Annotated in this window: 16 protein-coding genes and 1 pseudogene; 9 read left to right on the forward strand and 8 right to left on the reverse strand. The window is 44.5% G+C overall.

Annotated features, from left to right (window positions below):
• Nucleotides 1-44 precede the first annotated feature (44 nt).
• The 3 genes from MHB49_RS08900 to MHB49_RS08910 all read right to left on the reverse strand — a co-directional run bounded on the left by MHB49_RS08900 (nt 45) and on the right by MHB49_RS08910 (nt 5,699).
• Nucleotides 45-1,727 carry an ABC transporter substrate-binding protein gene (locus MHB49_RS08900; RefSeq protein WP_405155855.1) on the reverse strand — a complete coding sequence of 561 codons (1,683 nt, stop codon included), beginning with the start codon at nt 1,725-1,727 and terminating at the stop codon, nt 45-47.
• Between the two features lie 330 nt (nt 1,728-2,057).
• Nucleotides 2,058-3,665: a response regulator gene (locus tag MHB49_RS08905; RefSeq protein WP_405155856.1), complete on the reverse strand. Its 1,608-nt coding sequence runs from the start codon at nt 3,663-3,665 to the stop codon at nt 2,058-2,060.
• A gap of 231 nt (nt 3,666-3,896) precedes the next feature.
• Nucleotides 3,897-5,699, reverse strand: coding sequence for a sensor histidine kinase (locus tag MHB49_RS08910; RefSeq protein ID WP_405155857.1), 1,803 nt, complete (start codon nt 5,697-5,699; stop codon nt 3,897-3,899).
• Nucleotides 5,700-5,975: 276 nt separating this feature from the next.
• Between MHB49_RS08910 and MHB49_RS08915 the strand changes: the two genes are divergently transcribed.
• Nucleotides 5,976-6,833: an ABC transporter permease gene (locus MHB49_RS08915; RefSeq protein ID WP_405157086.1), complete on the forward strand. Its 858-nt coding sequence runs from the start codon at nt 5,976-5,978 to the stop codon at nt 6,831-6,833.
• A 16-nt stretch (nt 6,834-6,849) separates the two neighbouring features.
• A complete protein-coding gene (locus MHB49_RS08920; protein WP_405155858.1) occupies nt 6,850-7,722 on the forward strand; it encodes a carbohydrate ABC transporter permease in 873 nt (290 codons plus the stop codon).
• Nucleotides 7,723-7,947: 225 nt separating this feature from the next.
• On the opposite strand, the gene MHB49_RS08925 is transcribed toward MHB49_RS08920, so the two are convergent.
• Complete coding sequence (locus MHB49_RS08925; protein ID WP_405155859.1) at nt 7,948-8,352, reverse strand: VOC family protein; 405 nt, start codon at nt 8,350-8,352, stop codon at nt 7,948-7,950.
• A gap of 519 nt (nt 8,353-8,871) precedes the next feature.
• Nucleotides 8,872-9,459, reverse strand: a complete 588-nt coding sequence (locus MHB49_RS08930; RefSeq protein WP_405157087.1) for an NAD(P)H oxidoreductase — start codon at nt 9,457-9,459, stop codon at nt 8,872-8,874.
• A gap of 349 nt (nt 9,460-9,808) precedes the next feature.
• On the opposite strand from MHB49_RS08930, the gene MHB49_RS08935 reads away from it, so the two are divergent.
• The 5 genes and pseudogenes from MHB49_RS08935 (at nt 9,809) to MHB49_RS08955 (ending at nt 12,135) form a co-directional block, all read left to right on the forward strand.
• Nucleotides 9,809-10,138 carry a winged helix-turn-helix transcriptional regulator gene (locus MHB49_RS08935; RefSeq protein ID WP_405157088.1) on the forward strand — a complete coding sequence of 110 codons (330 nt, stop codon included), beginning with the start codon at nt 9,809-9,811 and terminating at the stop codon, nt 10,136-10,138.
• Nucleotides 10,135-10,314 carry a hypothetical protein gene (locus MHB49_RS08940; RefSeq protein WP_405155860.1) on the forward strand — a complete coding sequence of 60 codons (180 nt, stop codon included), beginning with the start codon at nt 10,135-10,137 and terminating at the stop codon, nt 10,312-10,314. The genes MHB49_RS08935 and MHB49_RS08940 overlap by 4 nt, the downstream gene beginning before the upstream one ends.
• A gap of 12 nt (nt 10,315-10,326) precedes the next feature.
• Nucleotides 10,327-10,629, forward strand: a pseudogene (locus tag MHB49_RS08945) (NUDIX domain-containing protein); the annotation flags it as partial.
• Between the two features lie 59 nt (nt 10,630-10,688).
• Entirely contained in the window at nt 10,689-11,078 is a 390-nt protein-coding gene (locus MHB49_RS08950) for a hypothetical protein (RefSeq protein ID WP_405155861.1), read from the forward strand.
• A gap of 193 nt (nt 11,079-11,271) precedes the next feature.
• Nucleotides 11,272-12,135, forward strand: coding sequence for a DUF4085 family protein (locus MHB49_RS08955; RefSeq protein WP_405155862.1), 864 nt, complete (start codon nt 11,272-11,274; stop codon nt 12,133-12,135).
• Between the two features lie 163 nt (nt 12,136-12,298).
• Here the strand turns inward: MHB49_RS08955 and MHB49_RS08960 are convergent, their stop codons facing one another.
• Both MHB49_RS08960 and MHB49_RS08965 read right to left on the reverse strand, forming a co-directional pair.
• Nucleotides 12,299-12,643 (reverse strand): anti sigma factor C-terminal domain-containing protein, encoded by a 345-nt coding sequence (locus tag MHB49_RS08960; protein WP_405157089.1) that lies wholly within the window; start codon nt 12,641-12,643, stop codon nt 12,299-12,301.
• Nucleotides 12,644-12,665: 22 nt separating this feature from the next.
• On the reverse strand, nt 12,666-12,920 hold the full coding sequence (locus MHB49_RS08965; protein ID WP_405155863.1) for a hypothetical protein: 255 nt from the start codon (nt 12,918-12,920) through the stop codon (nt 12,666-12,668).
• Nucleotides 12,921-13,139: 219 nt separating this feature from the next.
• Between MHB49_RS08965 and MHB49_RS08970 the strand changes: the two genes are divergently transcribed.
• Both MHB49_RS08970 and MHB49_RS08975 read left to right on the forward strand, forming a co-directional pair.
• Complete coding sequence (locus MHB49_RS08970; RefSeq protein WP_405155864.1) at nt 13,140-13,403, forward strand: hypothetical protein; 264 nt, start codon at nt 13,140-13,142, stop codon at nt 13,401-13,403.
• A 113-nt stretch (nt 13,404-13,516) separates the two neighbouring features.
• The gene (locus MHB49_RS08975; RefSeq protein WP_405155865.1) at nt 13,517-14,380 is read left to right on the forward strand and encodes an imm11 family protein; all 864 of its coding nucleotides are present in this window, start codon (nt 13,517-13,519) and stop codon (nt 14,378-14,380) included.
• Between the two features lie 185 nt (nt 14,381-14,565).
• Here MHB49_RS08975 and MHB49_RS08980 read toward each other — a convergent pair whose 3' ends face one another.
• Nucleotides 14,566-14,994, reverse strand: a complete 429-nt coding sequence (locus tag MHB49_RS08980; RefSeq protein WP_247901497.1) for a hypothetical protein — start codon at nt 14,992-14,994, stop codon at nt 14,566-14,568.
• Between the last annotated feature and the right edge of the window lie 32 nt (nt 14,995-15,026).

Consider the following 15,026-nt stretch of genomic DNA (forward strand, 5'->3'; position numbering starts at 1 on the left):
CTTCGGCTCGGGTTTTAATTCTCTACTTTTCCAAAATGCAATCCTTACTTCCCACTCACCGACTTAAACCAATCATTCACTTCTTGCGTGATCTGATCACCGCCATTGGATTTCCAGTTGGCGACAAATTGGTCAAAGGCATCAACTGGCAGTTTGCCGTAGATAATTTTGTTGAAGGTTTCCATTTCGGACTGGCGGAGCAGGTTCCATTTGGATACCATGGTTGGTGTGGCTGCGCCCGTGAAATAGTTTTGTTTGCGGATGTCGATCTGGGACATCACGACTTTACCTGCATACCAGTTTTCAGGTTTACGGAATTCGGCAATTTGTTTCTCGTAAGGTGTTTCGGGTTTCTCGCCGTTAGCCAGCTTCACGAGTGTTTTCATGTACAGATCTGGAATACGCGCCGGGCCGGTCAGGAACGGGAATTCGTTGGAGAAGTCTTTGATCTTCTCTTTGTCACTGGTCGGTTGTCCGTCAATGATATCCCAGTCGTACCCTTTGGCGAACCCGTATTCATACTCACTGCCCGCAGACGGGTTAGCCAGGTTATCGAGCAGGTAGTTGTAGTACAGGAAGATGGCTTCTGGATGTTTCGCATCCTTGTTGATCATGATACTGGCGTTGACGCCAGAGTTCTGCCACTTCGTACCGATCTTGCCGTCTGGGCCAGCCGGAACAGGGTAAGCTTTATATTTTGAGCCAGGTACGTTCTTCAGCAGGTCAGGTGCCGGCCAGTCGGGTACCCAGTTTGCGCCAGGCAGAATGCCCGCTTTGCCAGCCGTCCAGCTTTCAGCGGATTTACCTTCATCCCACAGGGCGGAGTCGGCGTGGATATAACCTTTGTTCATCCACTCAGCCAGCTTGGCGAGGGCTTGTTTTGCACCCGGGTTAACGGAGCCGTACTCCAGATTGCCGTTTGCGTCTTTGTTCCATTGCTCCTCGATTGTGCCGTATGCACCGAACAACCAGTCGAGCTGCCCCATCCAGGTGTTGGTGTTATTTTTCAGCGAGATCGCCAGCGGGAATACTTTGTCTGGAGACAGACCGTCCGGGTTCTCGTTCTTGAATTTGTCCATGATGTTCTCAAGGTCTGCGATGGTTTTCGGAGCTTCCAGGTTCAGCTTCTCCATCCAGTCCTCGCGGAGCCAGAGCAGCGTATCGTCGTTATCGGTGTACTCCATGATCGGCATGTTGTATTTCTTGCCGTCCTTGGTGAATGGATACCACAGTTCAGGGTGTGCTGCTGCGTGATCTTTCAGGGTCTGACTCGCATACTTGTCGAACAACTCATCGATGGCGATGAATTGACCGGAGTCGATCAGCTGATTGGTCAATACCGCATTGGTCGGTACGGATACGAAATCAGGCAGCTTCTCGCCAGAGGCGATAGCCAGTTGCAGCTTTTGTCTGTATTGATCGTCATTGGCCGGATACCAGGTATCTTTATGCTTCATACCCAGCGTTTCCAGCATCCAGCGATCGTGAACGTTATTTTCTTTGGTGTCCCCTTGCACGTATTTCTTCGGCATCAATACCGAGCTGAATTCGATGGGTGGGTCGTATTTTCCTTTGGCAAAAGCAGCTTCTGCTTCAGCTGAACCGACAGTCGCCGGTGTATCATCTTTAGTACCATTGTCACTCGCTGTATCGCCACTGCCGCACGCAGTGATCGTGATGAGTGCGATAACCATGAGCAGTGACCACCATGTTTTGAATTTGATCATTGTTCAATCCCCCTACGATGTATGATCTTTACAGTGTAACTGTACCAATTTGGGCGGGAGGGCATCTATATGAGTTTGTTAGTTTTGATAGGACTCTATTATGCAAGTTCAAAAAATTCGGTTTTCAGTACCGAGAAGATGGGATAAAGCTAGAAATGGAGTAGCGGAGCGTAGGGTGACTACGTGAGCAACTACAATGTTTCCAAAGGAAACATACTTCGTAAGCCTCCCGCTTATTTCGGCTGAATCCCATATTCGATTCTGATGATGCCGTGAGGTATCCTTCGTAATCAAAAGCGGACTTTTTGAACAACCTCTAAATTATGTTATTTAATGTTGGTCTCGGTACTCTTGCGGCGTGACGCCAAACTGGCGCTTGAACACTTTGATAAAATAAGCCGGGTCCATATATCCAATCTCCATGCTGATTTCATATACTTTTTTGGTGGTCGTAACGAGCTTGTGGCAGGCACGATCCATGCGCAGGCGCGATATATAATCACTGATACCTTCACCCGTTTCGATCTTATAGATCTTGGACAAATGGGTCGGATGCAGATTAACATGGTCGGCCAGTACACGCAAAGAAACATCCAGATGCAGGTTTTTATCCGTAAAATCTTGAATCTTCTTCACATACTCGGAACGGATGTCCTTGATCTCGTTGGACGTGCCTTCCTTGAGTTTCCCAAGTACACTAAGCGACCATTTGCGCAGTTTACTGATGGTGGTGAAAGCTTCTCCGCTCTGCAACCACTCGATATCGTCACCCATTAAATTAGCCAAAGTCAGCCTATTACGGTGTGCGAGATTAGTGAACGAAGCCGTAATTAAAAAACCAGCCTCCATGCAATGCTCCCACGATTCCGACCATTTCTCATCCAGCTCCGTACAGACGGCCAGTATTTTTTCTTCTGCCGCATCCCATTGACCACTCTCTAACAGATGAATGAAAGTAGGTGGGGTATACAGGACATCCAGTGGACCTTGTGCCGACGGAGTCTCCACGTTACTGACCCGCATGACGAACTCGCGCTCGTCGCCGACAATTTGCCGGAAATAAGCGGAGGCCTGCCGAAAACGATCATATAGCTGATCGGGAAACGCAAACCACTCGGTGATGACGATGGAGAGGGAGCCCTTCAGAAACTGCTTAACCTTGGACTGGAGCTGTACGGAAAGCTTCTCCAGTATGGTTTCTTTGCCAATGTCGGTATCGTTCGCTTTCAGTTGAAGCAAAAACACCAGATATCCATGCTCCTCCTTCACGCCCCACACTTCCATAAACTCACCCATAATCTCTTCCGCCATATTGATGACCGCATATTCAAGCAAGGTTTGGTCGTTGTTGTCATATTGCCCGAATTCTTCTTCCATACGTACAAGCATTAATGCACAGTCCCCGGCGTGAAAGGGCAGATCGTAATTGGCAAGTTTCCGCGCCCATTCGCTGGAGGCAATTCGATGTCCCTGCAAAGCTTCAAGCAGCAATCGCCCCCGCAAATGCGGCAGATTTTCCCGCAGGGTAAATTGGGTTCGTTTTAATGAGCTTACGAGTTCCCATTCGGTATTTAATTGATCGATGGCTTTCTGAACGGCACCCATTAATTCGTCATCCGTCGGAGGCTTCAGCAAGTAATCGACGGCTTCGAACTGGATGGCTTTTTTGGCATAATCAAATTCGGAATGTCCCGATAAAAGAATGCACTTTATTTTTTTGTCACGGACTCGGATTCGTTCGATCAGTTCAATACCTGTCATTTCAGGCATTTGAATATCCGAGATCACAATATCGATAGGGTGGGTATCAATCAGTTGAAGTGCTTCGTGTGCCGAGTATGCTTTGTGTACTTGTTCAATCCCGAGCGTATGCCACGGTTTGGTCATGGACAGGTTATCTACCCAGTGTGCTTCATCATCTACGATGATCATTTGCATGGTTTTTGTCTCCTTAGTGGTTGAACGCAGACGTCTGTACACTTGCCACTCCGATGCCAGAACAACCTTCCGATCGCTGTTACCCCCAGATTTTTTTGAATTACTTTACAAAGGTAAAAATATGGGGATAAAGGCGACCACTTCGTTTCTTCAGGTTCTTTCTGTCCTCTGCGTTTTCGTGTACGTGATCTTGTTCAAAATTAAATCGTCAATTTATTGTTTGTATTAACTTTAACTCTTAGAAACATCTCCTCTTTCAGTATCATCTTTGGGTATCTCCCAGACCATTTCGGTTCGGAATCCGCCGAGAGGAGATGGGCCGAATAGAAGGTAGGATTGATTGCCGAACAGGTGAATGATTCGCTGGTTCGTGTTCCATAGTCCGCAGCCCATTTCCTCCTGCAGCGGCTGCTGCATTTTAAGATTCAACGCCTCCAACTGATCCGGGCTCAATCCGGGTCCGTCGTCATCGATGTAAATTTTGTAGAACCCGTTTGAGATCTCGCCCGTAATTCGAATTTCACCGGATGAATAAGACTTCGCCACGCCATGAATGACGGAATTCTCCACAATCGGTTGAAGCATTAATCGTGGTACCGACAGGGCGAGCATATCCTCGGGGATGTCGATGTGGTACTCAATTCTGCCATTACGCAGCTTCTGGATATCCAAATAGTTGACGAGTAGATTAATTTCTTCCTTCAGAGAAGATGTCTCTCGCTCCACTCGTGTTGTATAACGATAGTAGGCACTTAGGTTATGCGCCATGGAGACGACGGCTTGCTCGTCCTTCATCTGGGCCATGTTGATGATATAGCCAAGACAGTTATATAGAAAATGCGGATTGATCTGCGCCTGTAGCTGTTTCAGCGTAGCTTCCTTGGCTCTGATCTTTTCCTGGAACACGTTCTCGATCAGGTCTTGAATCTGATGGGACATATCATTGAATCGATGGAACAAAAACGAGAATTCATTCTGATCCTTGCTATGCAGACGTACGGAATAATCTCCGCGCTGCACGCGGCGTAAACCCTGGATCAGCTTTTTGATCGGATATTGAATGTTTCGATATAACAGAATCGAAGCGGAAATGCCCACCACAAACAGCAGAATCATAAAGAGATAGAACAAGTTCCGACTGAGCGAGATCGGCTGCAGAATCTGATAGAGTGGGACCACATCGACCAAATGCCAATCCAGATAGGAGGATTTCACCGTGCTAACGAGATACTTTTTCCCGTTCAGCTTGACGACATCCTGTGTGGTATCCTCGGGCGAGTGCTCATCCAGATAACGAATAAGTTCCTCGGACAGCTGCTTGTCTGCACTGCGGTTCAGAATGGGCGAATCCCCTTTGTGATAAAAGAAAGGATCACCTTGTCCACCTTCCTTATACGTATCCAGCATGTTCTGAATATTCTCATAACTGAAGCTGGCTTCAATCACCAGATTGCTTCCCGTCAACATGCCCGGCTGGGCCAAGGAATCGGTAAAGAACCAGTAAAAGGATTTCATATCCTCTTTGGACTCGGCACCATCACCGTATGTCCATTGTCCACTCATATTTCTTTTTAGATAATCCTCATCATACCCGGTTGTTCTATTATAGTTGGCAATGACATCTTGGTTCTGCTGTGAGTACACAGCATATCGGGTAGGCCATATATCGGTAACTCCGGATTGAAGCATGAGCTTTTCCTGAATGACATAACGGGTCTGCATCTTGTCATAACGATCGTTCCATATGTTCAAGCCGTTGAATGCTCGGATATTGGGATCTCTTGAAAGAATGAGACTTAAATCCATCATCTGATTAATCCGGGAATCGATCTGACTGGATAAAAACGTGAGCTGCTTCGTATTGGAGACCTGTAGCTCTTTGCTTACCACATCATAAGTGACGTTGTTCGAGTAGGTATACATGATAATAATGGGGATGAACAGGACCACAATTAAACAGTTTATTTTGGCAAACAGACTAAACCGGGACCTCGATGTTCTTCCAAATGATATAAAGCGCTTCCATATATTCATAAAGTGTCTCCTTCAAATTCGTGTGTAAATAAACCTCTCCAATGATATCCCTAACAAAACACTATCAAGCCTAACAATGTTATATAGTCAGACCTCAGAATGGCTTGATACTATTTATATCAGAGAACCCCATCACACACAAAAACTTTTTTTGGGAACAGGAGCAGTGCTATGGAGGCTAAATTGGAGGGTAAGCGGGTCCCGCAGGCTAACGTGAGGAACAAGCTGGAACAAAAGAGAAAAAAACGCTATAAACAGCCATGGATTCTGCACTTGATGGTGCTGCCGGCGGCCATTATGGTCTTTATATTTTCGTATATTCCGATGTCCGGGATTTTGATGGCATTTCAAGACTATAAACCTGCACTGGGATTTTTCGATTCCGAATGGGTCGGATTGAAGCATTTCAGATACATGTGGGAAAATGATTATTTCCTGCAAATTACGTGGAATACGCTGTTTTTTGCCTGTTCCAAGATCATCATGAACCTGATTATTCCGTTTGTCTTCGCCTTATTGCTTAACGAGGTACGGAAGATGGCGCTGAAAAGAACGATTCAAACGCTCGTATATCTGCCGCACTTTTTGTCTTGGGTTACACTGTCAGGCATTCTGATCGACATTCTGGCGCAGACCGGGATCATCAATCAATTTCTGGTATCGGTATTCGGTATCAAGCCAATCTTCTTCCTCGGGGACGGCAGCTGGTTCCGGTTTACGATTATTGCGAGTGATGTCTGGAAAGAGTTTGGATTCAACACAATCATTTTCCTCGCGGCACTGTCCGGCATTAACCCGGCACTCTATGAAGCGGCCGAAGTGGATGGAGCAGGGCGTTGGAAACAAACGATGTATATCACCATTCCGGCGCTCGTTCCGATTGGGATCGTCATCGCAACCCTGGCACTGGGGAATGTACTCAACGCCAACTTTGACCAGATTTTCAACTTATATAGTCCATTAATCTACCAGCAAGCGGATATTATCGATACGTTTGTGTATAGAGAAGGTCTGCTAAGTGGACAGTTCAGTTTCGCTACCGCCGTGAATCTGTTCAAATCGGTCATTAGTTTGATCCTGATTGTGATCTCCTACCGACTGGCTTACCGATTCGCCGGATATCGAATTTTCTAGAAAGGATGACGAGCCCATGTATCATAAAACGATGCCTTACCGCATATTCAGCATATTCAACAATGTGTTTCTGACCATCCTTTCACTGCTCTGCTTGCTGCCTTTGTATCATTTGCTCATGGTATCCCTTAGCGCATCTGCTCCTGCCAATGCTGGACTGGTAACGTTCTGGCCGATTGGCTTTACACTGGAGGCATATGCGAAGACGTTTGCCAATAGCAATTTCCTTTCCTCCCTGTGGGTGTCCGTAGAGCGGACGGTGCTGGGAACAGGGCTTGCGTTAATCGTGAATACGGTTGCTGCCTATGCGCTCTCCAAGGAGACGCGGGTGTTCCGGGCACGCAACATCTATCTGTGGTATTTTGTCATCACGATGCTGTTCAGCGGTGGTCTCATTCCGGGGTACATCCTGATTCTCAAGCTGGGGCTGATGAATACATTACTGGCCTTGATTTTGCCGGGATTGGTTGCAGTGTTCAACATCATTCTGCTGCTGAATTTCTTCCGTACCGTTCCGAAGGATCTGGAGGAAGCTGCATTTATTGATGGAGCAGGGCATTTGCAGACGTTTATCAAAATCTATCTGCCGGTCTCCGTACCCGTCATCGCCACGGTTTCTCTCTTCATGATGGTGGGACATTGGAACTCGTACTTTGACGGAATTATCTACATCCGTGATGCAGAAAAGCTGCCACTGGCGACATTCATGCAGACAATCATCGTACAGGCGGACATGTCGAAGCTTGATCCGGAAGCGGTTGCGAACCTGTCCCAACGGACCATTCGCGCTTCGCAGATCTTTATCAGCGCACTGCCGATCCTGCTCGTGTATCCGTTCCTGCAACGGTACTTTGTAACCGGGATTGTGGTTGGGGCTGTGAAGGAGTAGGAGTGAGTAACGGTACGAATAGGAATGAAAAGGAGTCACTGAACTGGGGAAGGCCAGGGAGGTGGCTTCTTTTTTTGATGAAAAAAGAACAATAAATGGGTGTTTTTACCCATCCCTCAAAATGGTGGAATAAGAAACCTTCAAAACTCCATGCTCATATCCTGCAATGCCAAACGAGCGCTTTTCTCTTATTCAAGAAAAGCGCTCGTTGATTGAAGACTTGATTTAACGCCTACCGCTGAACCGTTTGATCGCTTCCTCGGTCACCGGCTCGAAGAGGTTAACGAGGTTGCCGTCGGGATCACGGAACAGCAAAGAACGGTTCCCCCACGGCATCGTGGTTGGTTCCTGTACCCAATCAGTGACAAACGGCTTCAAGCGCGCGTATTCGGCTTCGACATCGTCGACGCGGAACTCGATGATGACAGTATGATTGTTGGCTGCTACTACGGAACCAGCGCCGAATAGCTGCGCTGTCTGGGAGTGGCCGATTGCCAGGGTGCATGATGGCACAACGAGTTCGGCAAAAACGGGTGCGGGGCGCTCAGCAGTAACACCCATGACTTTCTCATAGAACTCGACGAGACGATCCACGTCGTCGGTAATGATGCGTACAGAAGCGAAATTCACAAAATATCATCCTTCCCATAATTAAATAAAACAATATATCATTTTGGACAAGAACCAGCGAAACTTCCGTAAGGGGCAGAGTAGCTGTAGTAAATAGCCAAGCATCAAACCCATTAGATAGCCTAATTTGCGGGTTGACTGATGTTCGCTAGTTCTACCCCATGTTGGTCTAATGACCAACTTCCACGCCTAGTTGCGGCATTGATGCATAGAGTGTCCCCAGCCTATGCAAGACATACCTCGCATTTATCTCTCGCTCCTTACGTTTACTTACTCCGATTATAAAAAAACGCTACTGACAACGGTATGTCAGTAGCGTTTTAATATCTTTTGGGCTTCCTCACGAATCCAATTCTGGTACGGATGACGGCTATGAAAGGATACTGCATGTTCTGTCATCGCCAGAGGTTAACGTGCTGGTAAACGTGATTTATTTTCGCAAAGAGGTATGAAGATATAGAATTTGAAACGAATCATCAGACTTTATATCAGGAATATCATCGTAGCGCCATAATACCGTTATGGCGTCGAAGTATCTTTGGCATAATTCAGTCCCAAGTGATGCGCCTGGTTCAGCAGTGCCTCATAATGCTCAGGCTTGGATTCCAACGTTTCATATAAAAACTCAACCCTTGATTGGGACACTCCGCAGTAATCGGCAATACCTACGTTGAGCAGGTTCTGAATCGATTCACCATAGTTGCGCTTCTGCATCTGTTCTTCCGTCACGCCCGAAAGAGCGATCCACAAGATCTGCTGATGAGGAAGTTTGTTTGCGCCATAGGCAAAGCCGTTGTTCATGACACGATCCACATAACCTTTCAGCATGGCTGGCAGATGCCACCACCAGAGAGGAAACACAAAAGCGACAGCATCGTGTTTCTTCAATCGCTTCATCTCGGTTTCAACCTCAGGTGAGAACACCTGATTTTCTTGGGTATAGTCTGGTTCATCCATCTCTCGGAGAATCGGGTCGAACCCAATCCGATGCAAATCCAATATCTCATAGCCGTGACCGGCCTCGGTAAGCCCCTGTGCAAAACGTTCAGCTACCTGAAAGGTCAAGGAGTCTTTTCTTGGGTGGGATACTACAACGAGTACGTTCATCTTATCTTTCACTACCTTTCTGCATTGCAGTCTTGTAGCCATAAATCAGTGGCTGATGCTATTATAAACAGGTATGAAAACATCTGGAAGTACGCACTTTGATGTTCTATAGGAAGAATGAAGTGCTATAGGAACATTAAAGTACCCTGAATCACTGCCTCGAAATTGGGCTTAAATAACGGATGAAGCGAGAAGGTAAGAAGTATAAATAAAGTTAGAGGTAGAAGTGTGAGGGTTATGCTTTCGTCTCAGCGAGAGGCTAATGAAGGAGGGAACAACGTTGACGGAACATGGAGAAACAAGTGCTCCAAAGAAATATAAAGTTGGTGTGGAAGCAGCATTGGAAGTGATGGGTGGGAAGTGGAAGCCGTTAATTATTTATCATTTGATGACAGGACGGAAACGTACATCGGAGCTGCGGCGCTTGATCCCTGACATTACGCAGAAGATGCTGACGACTCAGCTCAGAGGTTTGGAAAAGGACGAGATTGTGCAGCGAAAGGTGTACTCGGAGGTTCCTCCCAAAGTGGAGTATGAGTTAACGGACTACGGCTGGGGACTCAAGCCTGCCTTGGACCATTTGTGCTACTGGGGAGAGGAACACCTGGAAAAGGTTTACGGGGATAAGTTTAAAGTTTTGGAGGACTTCGATTCTGAAGAGAAGGGGGCGAGAAATTGAATAGTGCAGAGCACGTGAAACAGGCAGTCCCTATTCGTTGTGAAGGCGTAGCTGTAGTTCTGTTGAAGAAGAGCCTCAATCAATACCGTGTACTGATGCTAAAGCGGGCTGGTCATATGTTGCATAATGAATGGTGTTATGTTGGCGGCGGTATAGAGCTGGGCGAGAAGGCATAGGAAGCTGCTTTAAGAGAAGTTCGCGAGGAAACAGGTATTACGGAAGTACGGTTGTATTCTGCCAACCAATTCGAACAATTCTATTCACCAATGGAGGATTATATTTATACCGCTCCTGTATTCATAGGATATGTGGATGAAAGTCAGCATGTCCGGTTAAATCATGAACATAGCGAGTATCAATGGATGACGTTTGACGAAGCCAAAGAAAACGCGGCATTGCCCGGAATCGATGATATTTTGGATTTTGTTGAAAAGCATTTTGCCAAGAAGTCTCCGTCTAAGTGGCTGCGGATTAATGGAGAGAAAGAATAGGAGGTTAGATTATTACATATTCGACGACTTACCCAAGAGCTGTACTGAATCTAATATGCATGTTGGCTATTGAAGTTGTTTTTTTCAGAAATGTTATATTCGACGAAAATGGTATTCTGAAATATTTCCTGATCGTTATATTGACCTTTATTCTGGGTTATATCCTTTTTCTGATCCGGCGTTTGTTTTTTACCAAACCCAGCATTACGCTGGAAAGCGATCATGTGATCTCTACAAATCATCGGAAATACGATGCATCACAGATTGAGTGTATTTATGTCAATTACAAACGGATTGGTATTAAACTCTATGGAAAACGCTTAGTGCCGATGGATTTATGCTTTTATTTCCAAAGAAATCAGGAGAGCGAAGGATTAGAGGAGTTGCATGCCTGGGCAGCACGGAATCATAAAGATATGAAACACAAATTCTTCCAAACCTTAGCGTAGACTTGTACGTTTATTTCATTGAGACCGTCATGGCATGAAGATGATGAGGACGTAATGTTGTTCACTTTTGGCGAAATGAAATTTTGGAGGTGTACACGTTGATAACAATAGAACAAGAGGGGGAGGAGAAGACGAAGGAGACCGATCACTTCAATAGCAAAGTAGATTCTAAAAATCAGCAGGAGAGATGCCTATGAAATATCTAACGAAAGAATGGTACGAAACTTGCCAGCAGACTGGTCTTCATTTTGGATTGAGAGTACATAGCGGAACTTACGAATGGAACGAGGCTCTATTTCAACGGCTGTATAAAAGAAAGGAAAAAGAACATATAAAGCAGGAGCGCGAAATATATGACATTGATCCCCGTTACATGTTAGAGCATGATGGTCAGGTGCTCACTCGTGTAGACAAAGCTTTCAGTGGGGAAGAGGTGGCGGAAGAGGATCAGATGGTTTACCATATGCCGCCTGAAGAACGAGCGCATATCGAGAGGCTTATTGCAGAGTATGATGCCCGTCCACCTTTTGACGAGAAGAAATGCAAAGAAGAGTATAAAGAAGCGATGGAGTGGAATTTTGAGCATAAGGCAGAGCGTTTGCCAAAGGAAATCAGTGAGCAAATTGCAGATATTCGTGTGTTTACGTTGGGCTACTGCACGAGAGAAGTAATGCTACAGCTGAAGAAACAGAGTGCAGAAAATAGGAGAGAGATGGAACGCGTATCGGATGAATACAGGGAAGCCATTTTAGCTCAGGATATTCCCGCTGAAATTCGTAACCGGGTTCAATTTCATGATTGTACGGTAACGGAACTGCTGATGGGAGAGGAAGTGCTCATTCGTTTTGACACCCGTGGAGGTTTCACCAATATAAATAAACTTACGCTGGTTAAACCCGAAATCATCAAGCAAGAGGGTGAGATTGTAGGCAGCTACTGGCTGTATCAAGAGCTGTATCGGATCGATAACGGATATGAGCTTCATGTTCTATTTGATGGAGAAAATATGCCTGAATTGATTGTTCGCTGTGAAGATATTCTTGCAGAGGAAGAGTGAGACAGAGGCGGCGGTAGAGAAACTGAGCTTCTTGTAACAATAACGTTACACAAGGTGATTTTATGGTAAAAAGAAATCAGAAAAAAAGAGATAATACCACTGATTAAACAGGTATCATCTCTTTTTTTATATGAAACGTAATGTCGATACTAGATAAGTCATCTTAATCCCAATTCCATATCTCTACACGATTCAAATAGAAATGTTGGAATTCCGGAATCTTTGTAAGTTTCTCTAACTCTCGTATGGGACCAGTTACCACCGCACCATATACTTGAACGCCATTCTTTTTTAAATAGGCAAAACGTCGTTTATCCACTTCAGCACCGCTGTACTCAAGATGGTCTGACATCCATTTTAGATCAGACATCATCGCTTGAACCTGTTCCTGCATCTGGCCTGAATTTTCTGGAACGAAATAGTTAAGGTCTCCTTTCATCTGAAGCATCTCTAGTTTGAATCGTTCTCGGGCGCGAAAAAGGGTAACTTTGACCTGGCTCATATTCATATCCAGAACCTCGCAAAGTTCCTTATAAGGTAACTCGTTCAATTCTCGTAGAACAAAATGGTTCTGTATTGTTCGGGAAGCTTTTCATCACTTGTTGAATACGAGTGGTACGTTCATGAGCAGTCAATACTTCCTCAGGAGTACGATATGTATTTTCTGCGCCTTGCTTTTCTAACTCTTGATTCATTTGAATTTCTCCACGCTGTCTCCTGAGATCCACACATTGGGTATAGATAGAGATGCGGGGAGGATTGGTACTGCTTGAATAGTTCGGCATATTGATCGCTCCTCATTTCAAGTTTCCTCCTCCTTCTCTTAAGACAACGGGTCAAGTCAAATAATGTTACAGTAAAATTGAAAATTTTAGGAGGTTTCTTTAAAAAGGATTGATCTAAATAAATTATGAGTAAATCCAGAAATTCACGTGTTTAGGCTAGGTATGGCACGTGAGAATATAGCATGACATATTATACTTTGAAATTATGGAGGGAACGTTATGAAGATCAGTACATTAGAACCGGAGAAAGTGATAGGGATCTATGGTGGTGAAGAGCAGAGGTCTATATACAGTAATGGTTACCAGGTTGAATATTTAACGATCGTATTTGAATGCAGTATCAAATCTGGACAACTGACATCCGATAATGAAGAGATGAAGGATCTGCAATTTTTCCCCGATCATGAGCTTCCACCTGTTGCAAACAAGTATCCAGACTATATTTTTAGTTCTAACCAAGTAGAAAGGGCACATTTTATATAAATAGGAAGCATCATGATGATATTAGGAATCATTTGGTTTTGGTTTTCGGAAGACTTTTATCATTTTTGGTTTGTATAACAATAGTACGCATCTTATAAGCAGGAGTGAAATGAATGAAAGCATGGTTGTTAGATTACTATCCACCGAATAATACGATTGAATTTAGCGATTCGGAGGAATTGGATCAAGTTTATGAGGCTTTAGGTAGTGATAAGCCGATTATTCAGGAATGGTCTGCACCTAACGTAGAATTTAATGATGTGGGCAAACCAGCCGATATTTTAAACAGATACACGGGAGCGCTTATCATCAGTAGGAAAGTGAAAGAACTATTGGAACAGAACCACATCGAACATATCGAGTTTTTGCCACTCTCAACGGCTACTGAAGAGGAATACTATATTTTACACGTGCTGCGTGTTATCGATTGTATAGACCCGGAAAACTCTAAAGTAAGGACTTATTATGACGACGTTCCTCAGTTTGATGAGTATTCACTCGTTTTATACCAAAAAGCTTTACAAGGACAACACATATTCAGAATTAAACTACCAAGTGAGGATAGAGAGTTATCTTACATATATGTTTCAGATTTTTTGCATGAAATATTAAGTCAATCCATCGTGGGTTACCAATTGGTGGAGATCTGGGATTCGGAATTTTCCTGGAAAGCCAAAGAAGAAAAGCATGAGCGGATGGGTCAGGAAATTGATAGCTCCCTGATAGATGTGTTTGATTTTGATAAAGCCAAGAAGTTCGCTCGTAAAAATAAAGGCCATGTGGTGTACTCAGGTAAGTGGGCAATCAAGGCAGATAAGGATAAGCAAATTTGGCTAGGAAACCTTCAATTGGATGGAAGCTACTCATGGATCAGACCCATCTATTATCCTCCCATTATATTAGAACTCCAGTGGGGGATTACTGAAAGAGGTAAAACGATGTTTAGCCGGTTGAAAGAGAGTGTTGGTTTTAAATAACAAATAATTAAATTGGATATGTAGTTTTGAATTTGATCTAAAAGAAAGAGAAGTTGCTTTTAAAGATCAAATAGTTAGTAGACAACTACATACAAAAATATTGGAGGCCCACCTAAGATAATAGTTGTCGGGGTGGGTCTCCATTTTAATAAATATCTTCGTTAATGAAATGATCTAAATCGACCTTACTCATTCGTAATATTAATCGTTTCATCGGTAACAGTCTTACCATCACTTCCTAATGCCTGAACAATCACGTGGTGATGCAAAGACTTACCCTTAATATCCCACGTTATTTTCCAACCATCGTCCTCGTTGGTATCATATCCAATCAGTTCTCGTTCTCCCCAAGTCTCTGTCCCTGTTGGAACGGCCCAGAAAAGAAGTGTTTCCGCGTTGGTCGCCTCAACTGTGACATCTAACTGGGTTCTATCTGTAGGAATTACAATCCAACCTTCTTTTTCTGGATAGTTGGTCTGAACAGTTGTAATTATGGGCCTAGTCTCATTTCTTTGGATGACTTCAGTATCATGATTTTCAGCAGGAACTTCTGAAGCGCAGGCTGTGAGAAGAAGGAGGAGCATAAGAATCGGGAAAAATTCCTTATTTATCATGATCGTTACCTCTCTTGATAATTTTAATAAGT

The organism is Paenibacillus sp. FSL K6-0108, from assembly GCF_045040695.1.
GTDB lineage: Bacteria > Bacillota > Bacilli > Paenibacillales > Paenibacillaceae > Paenibacillus > Paenibacillus pabuli_B.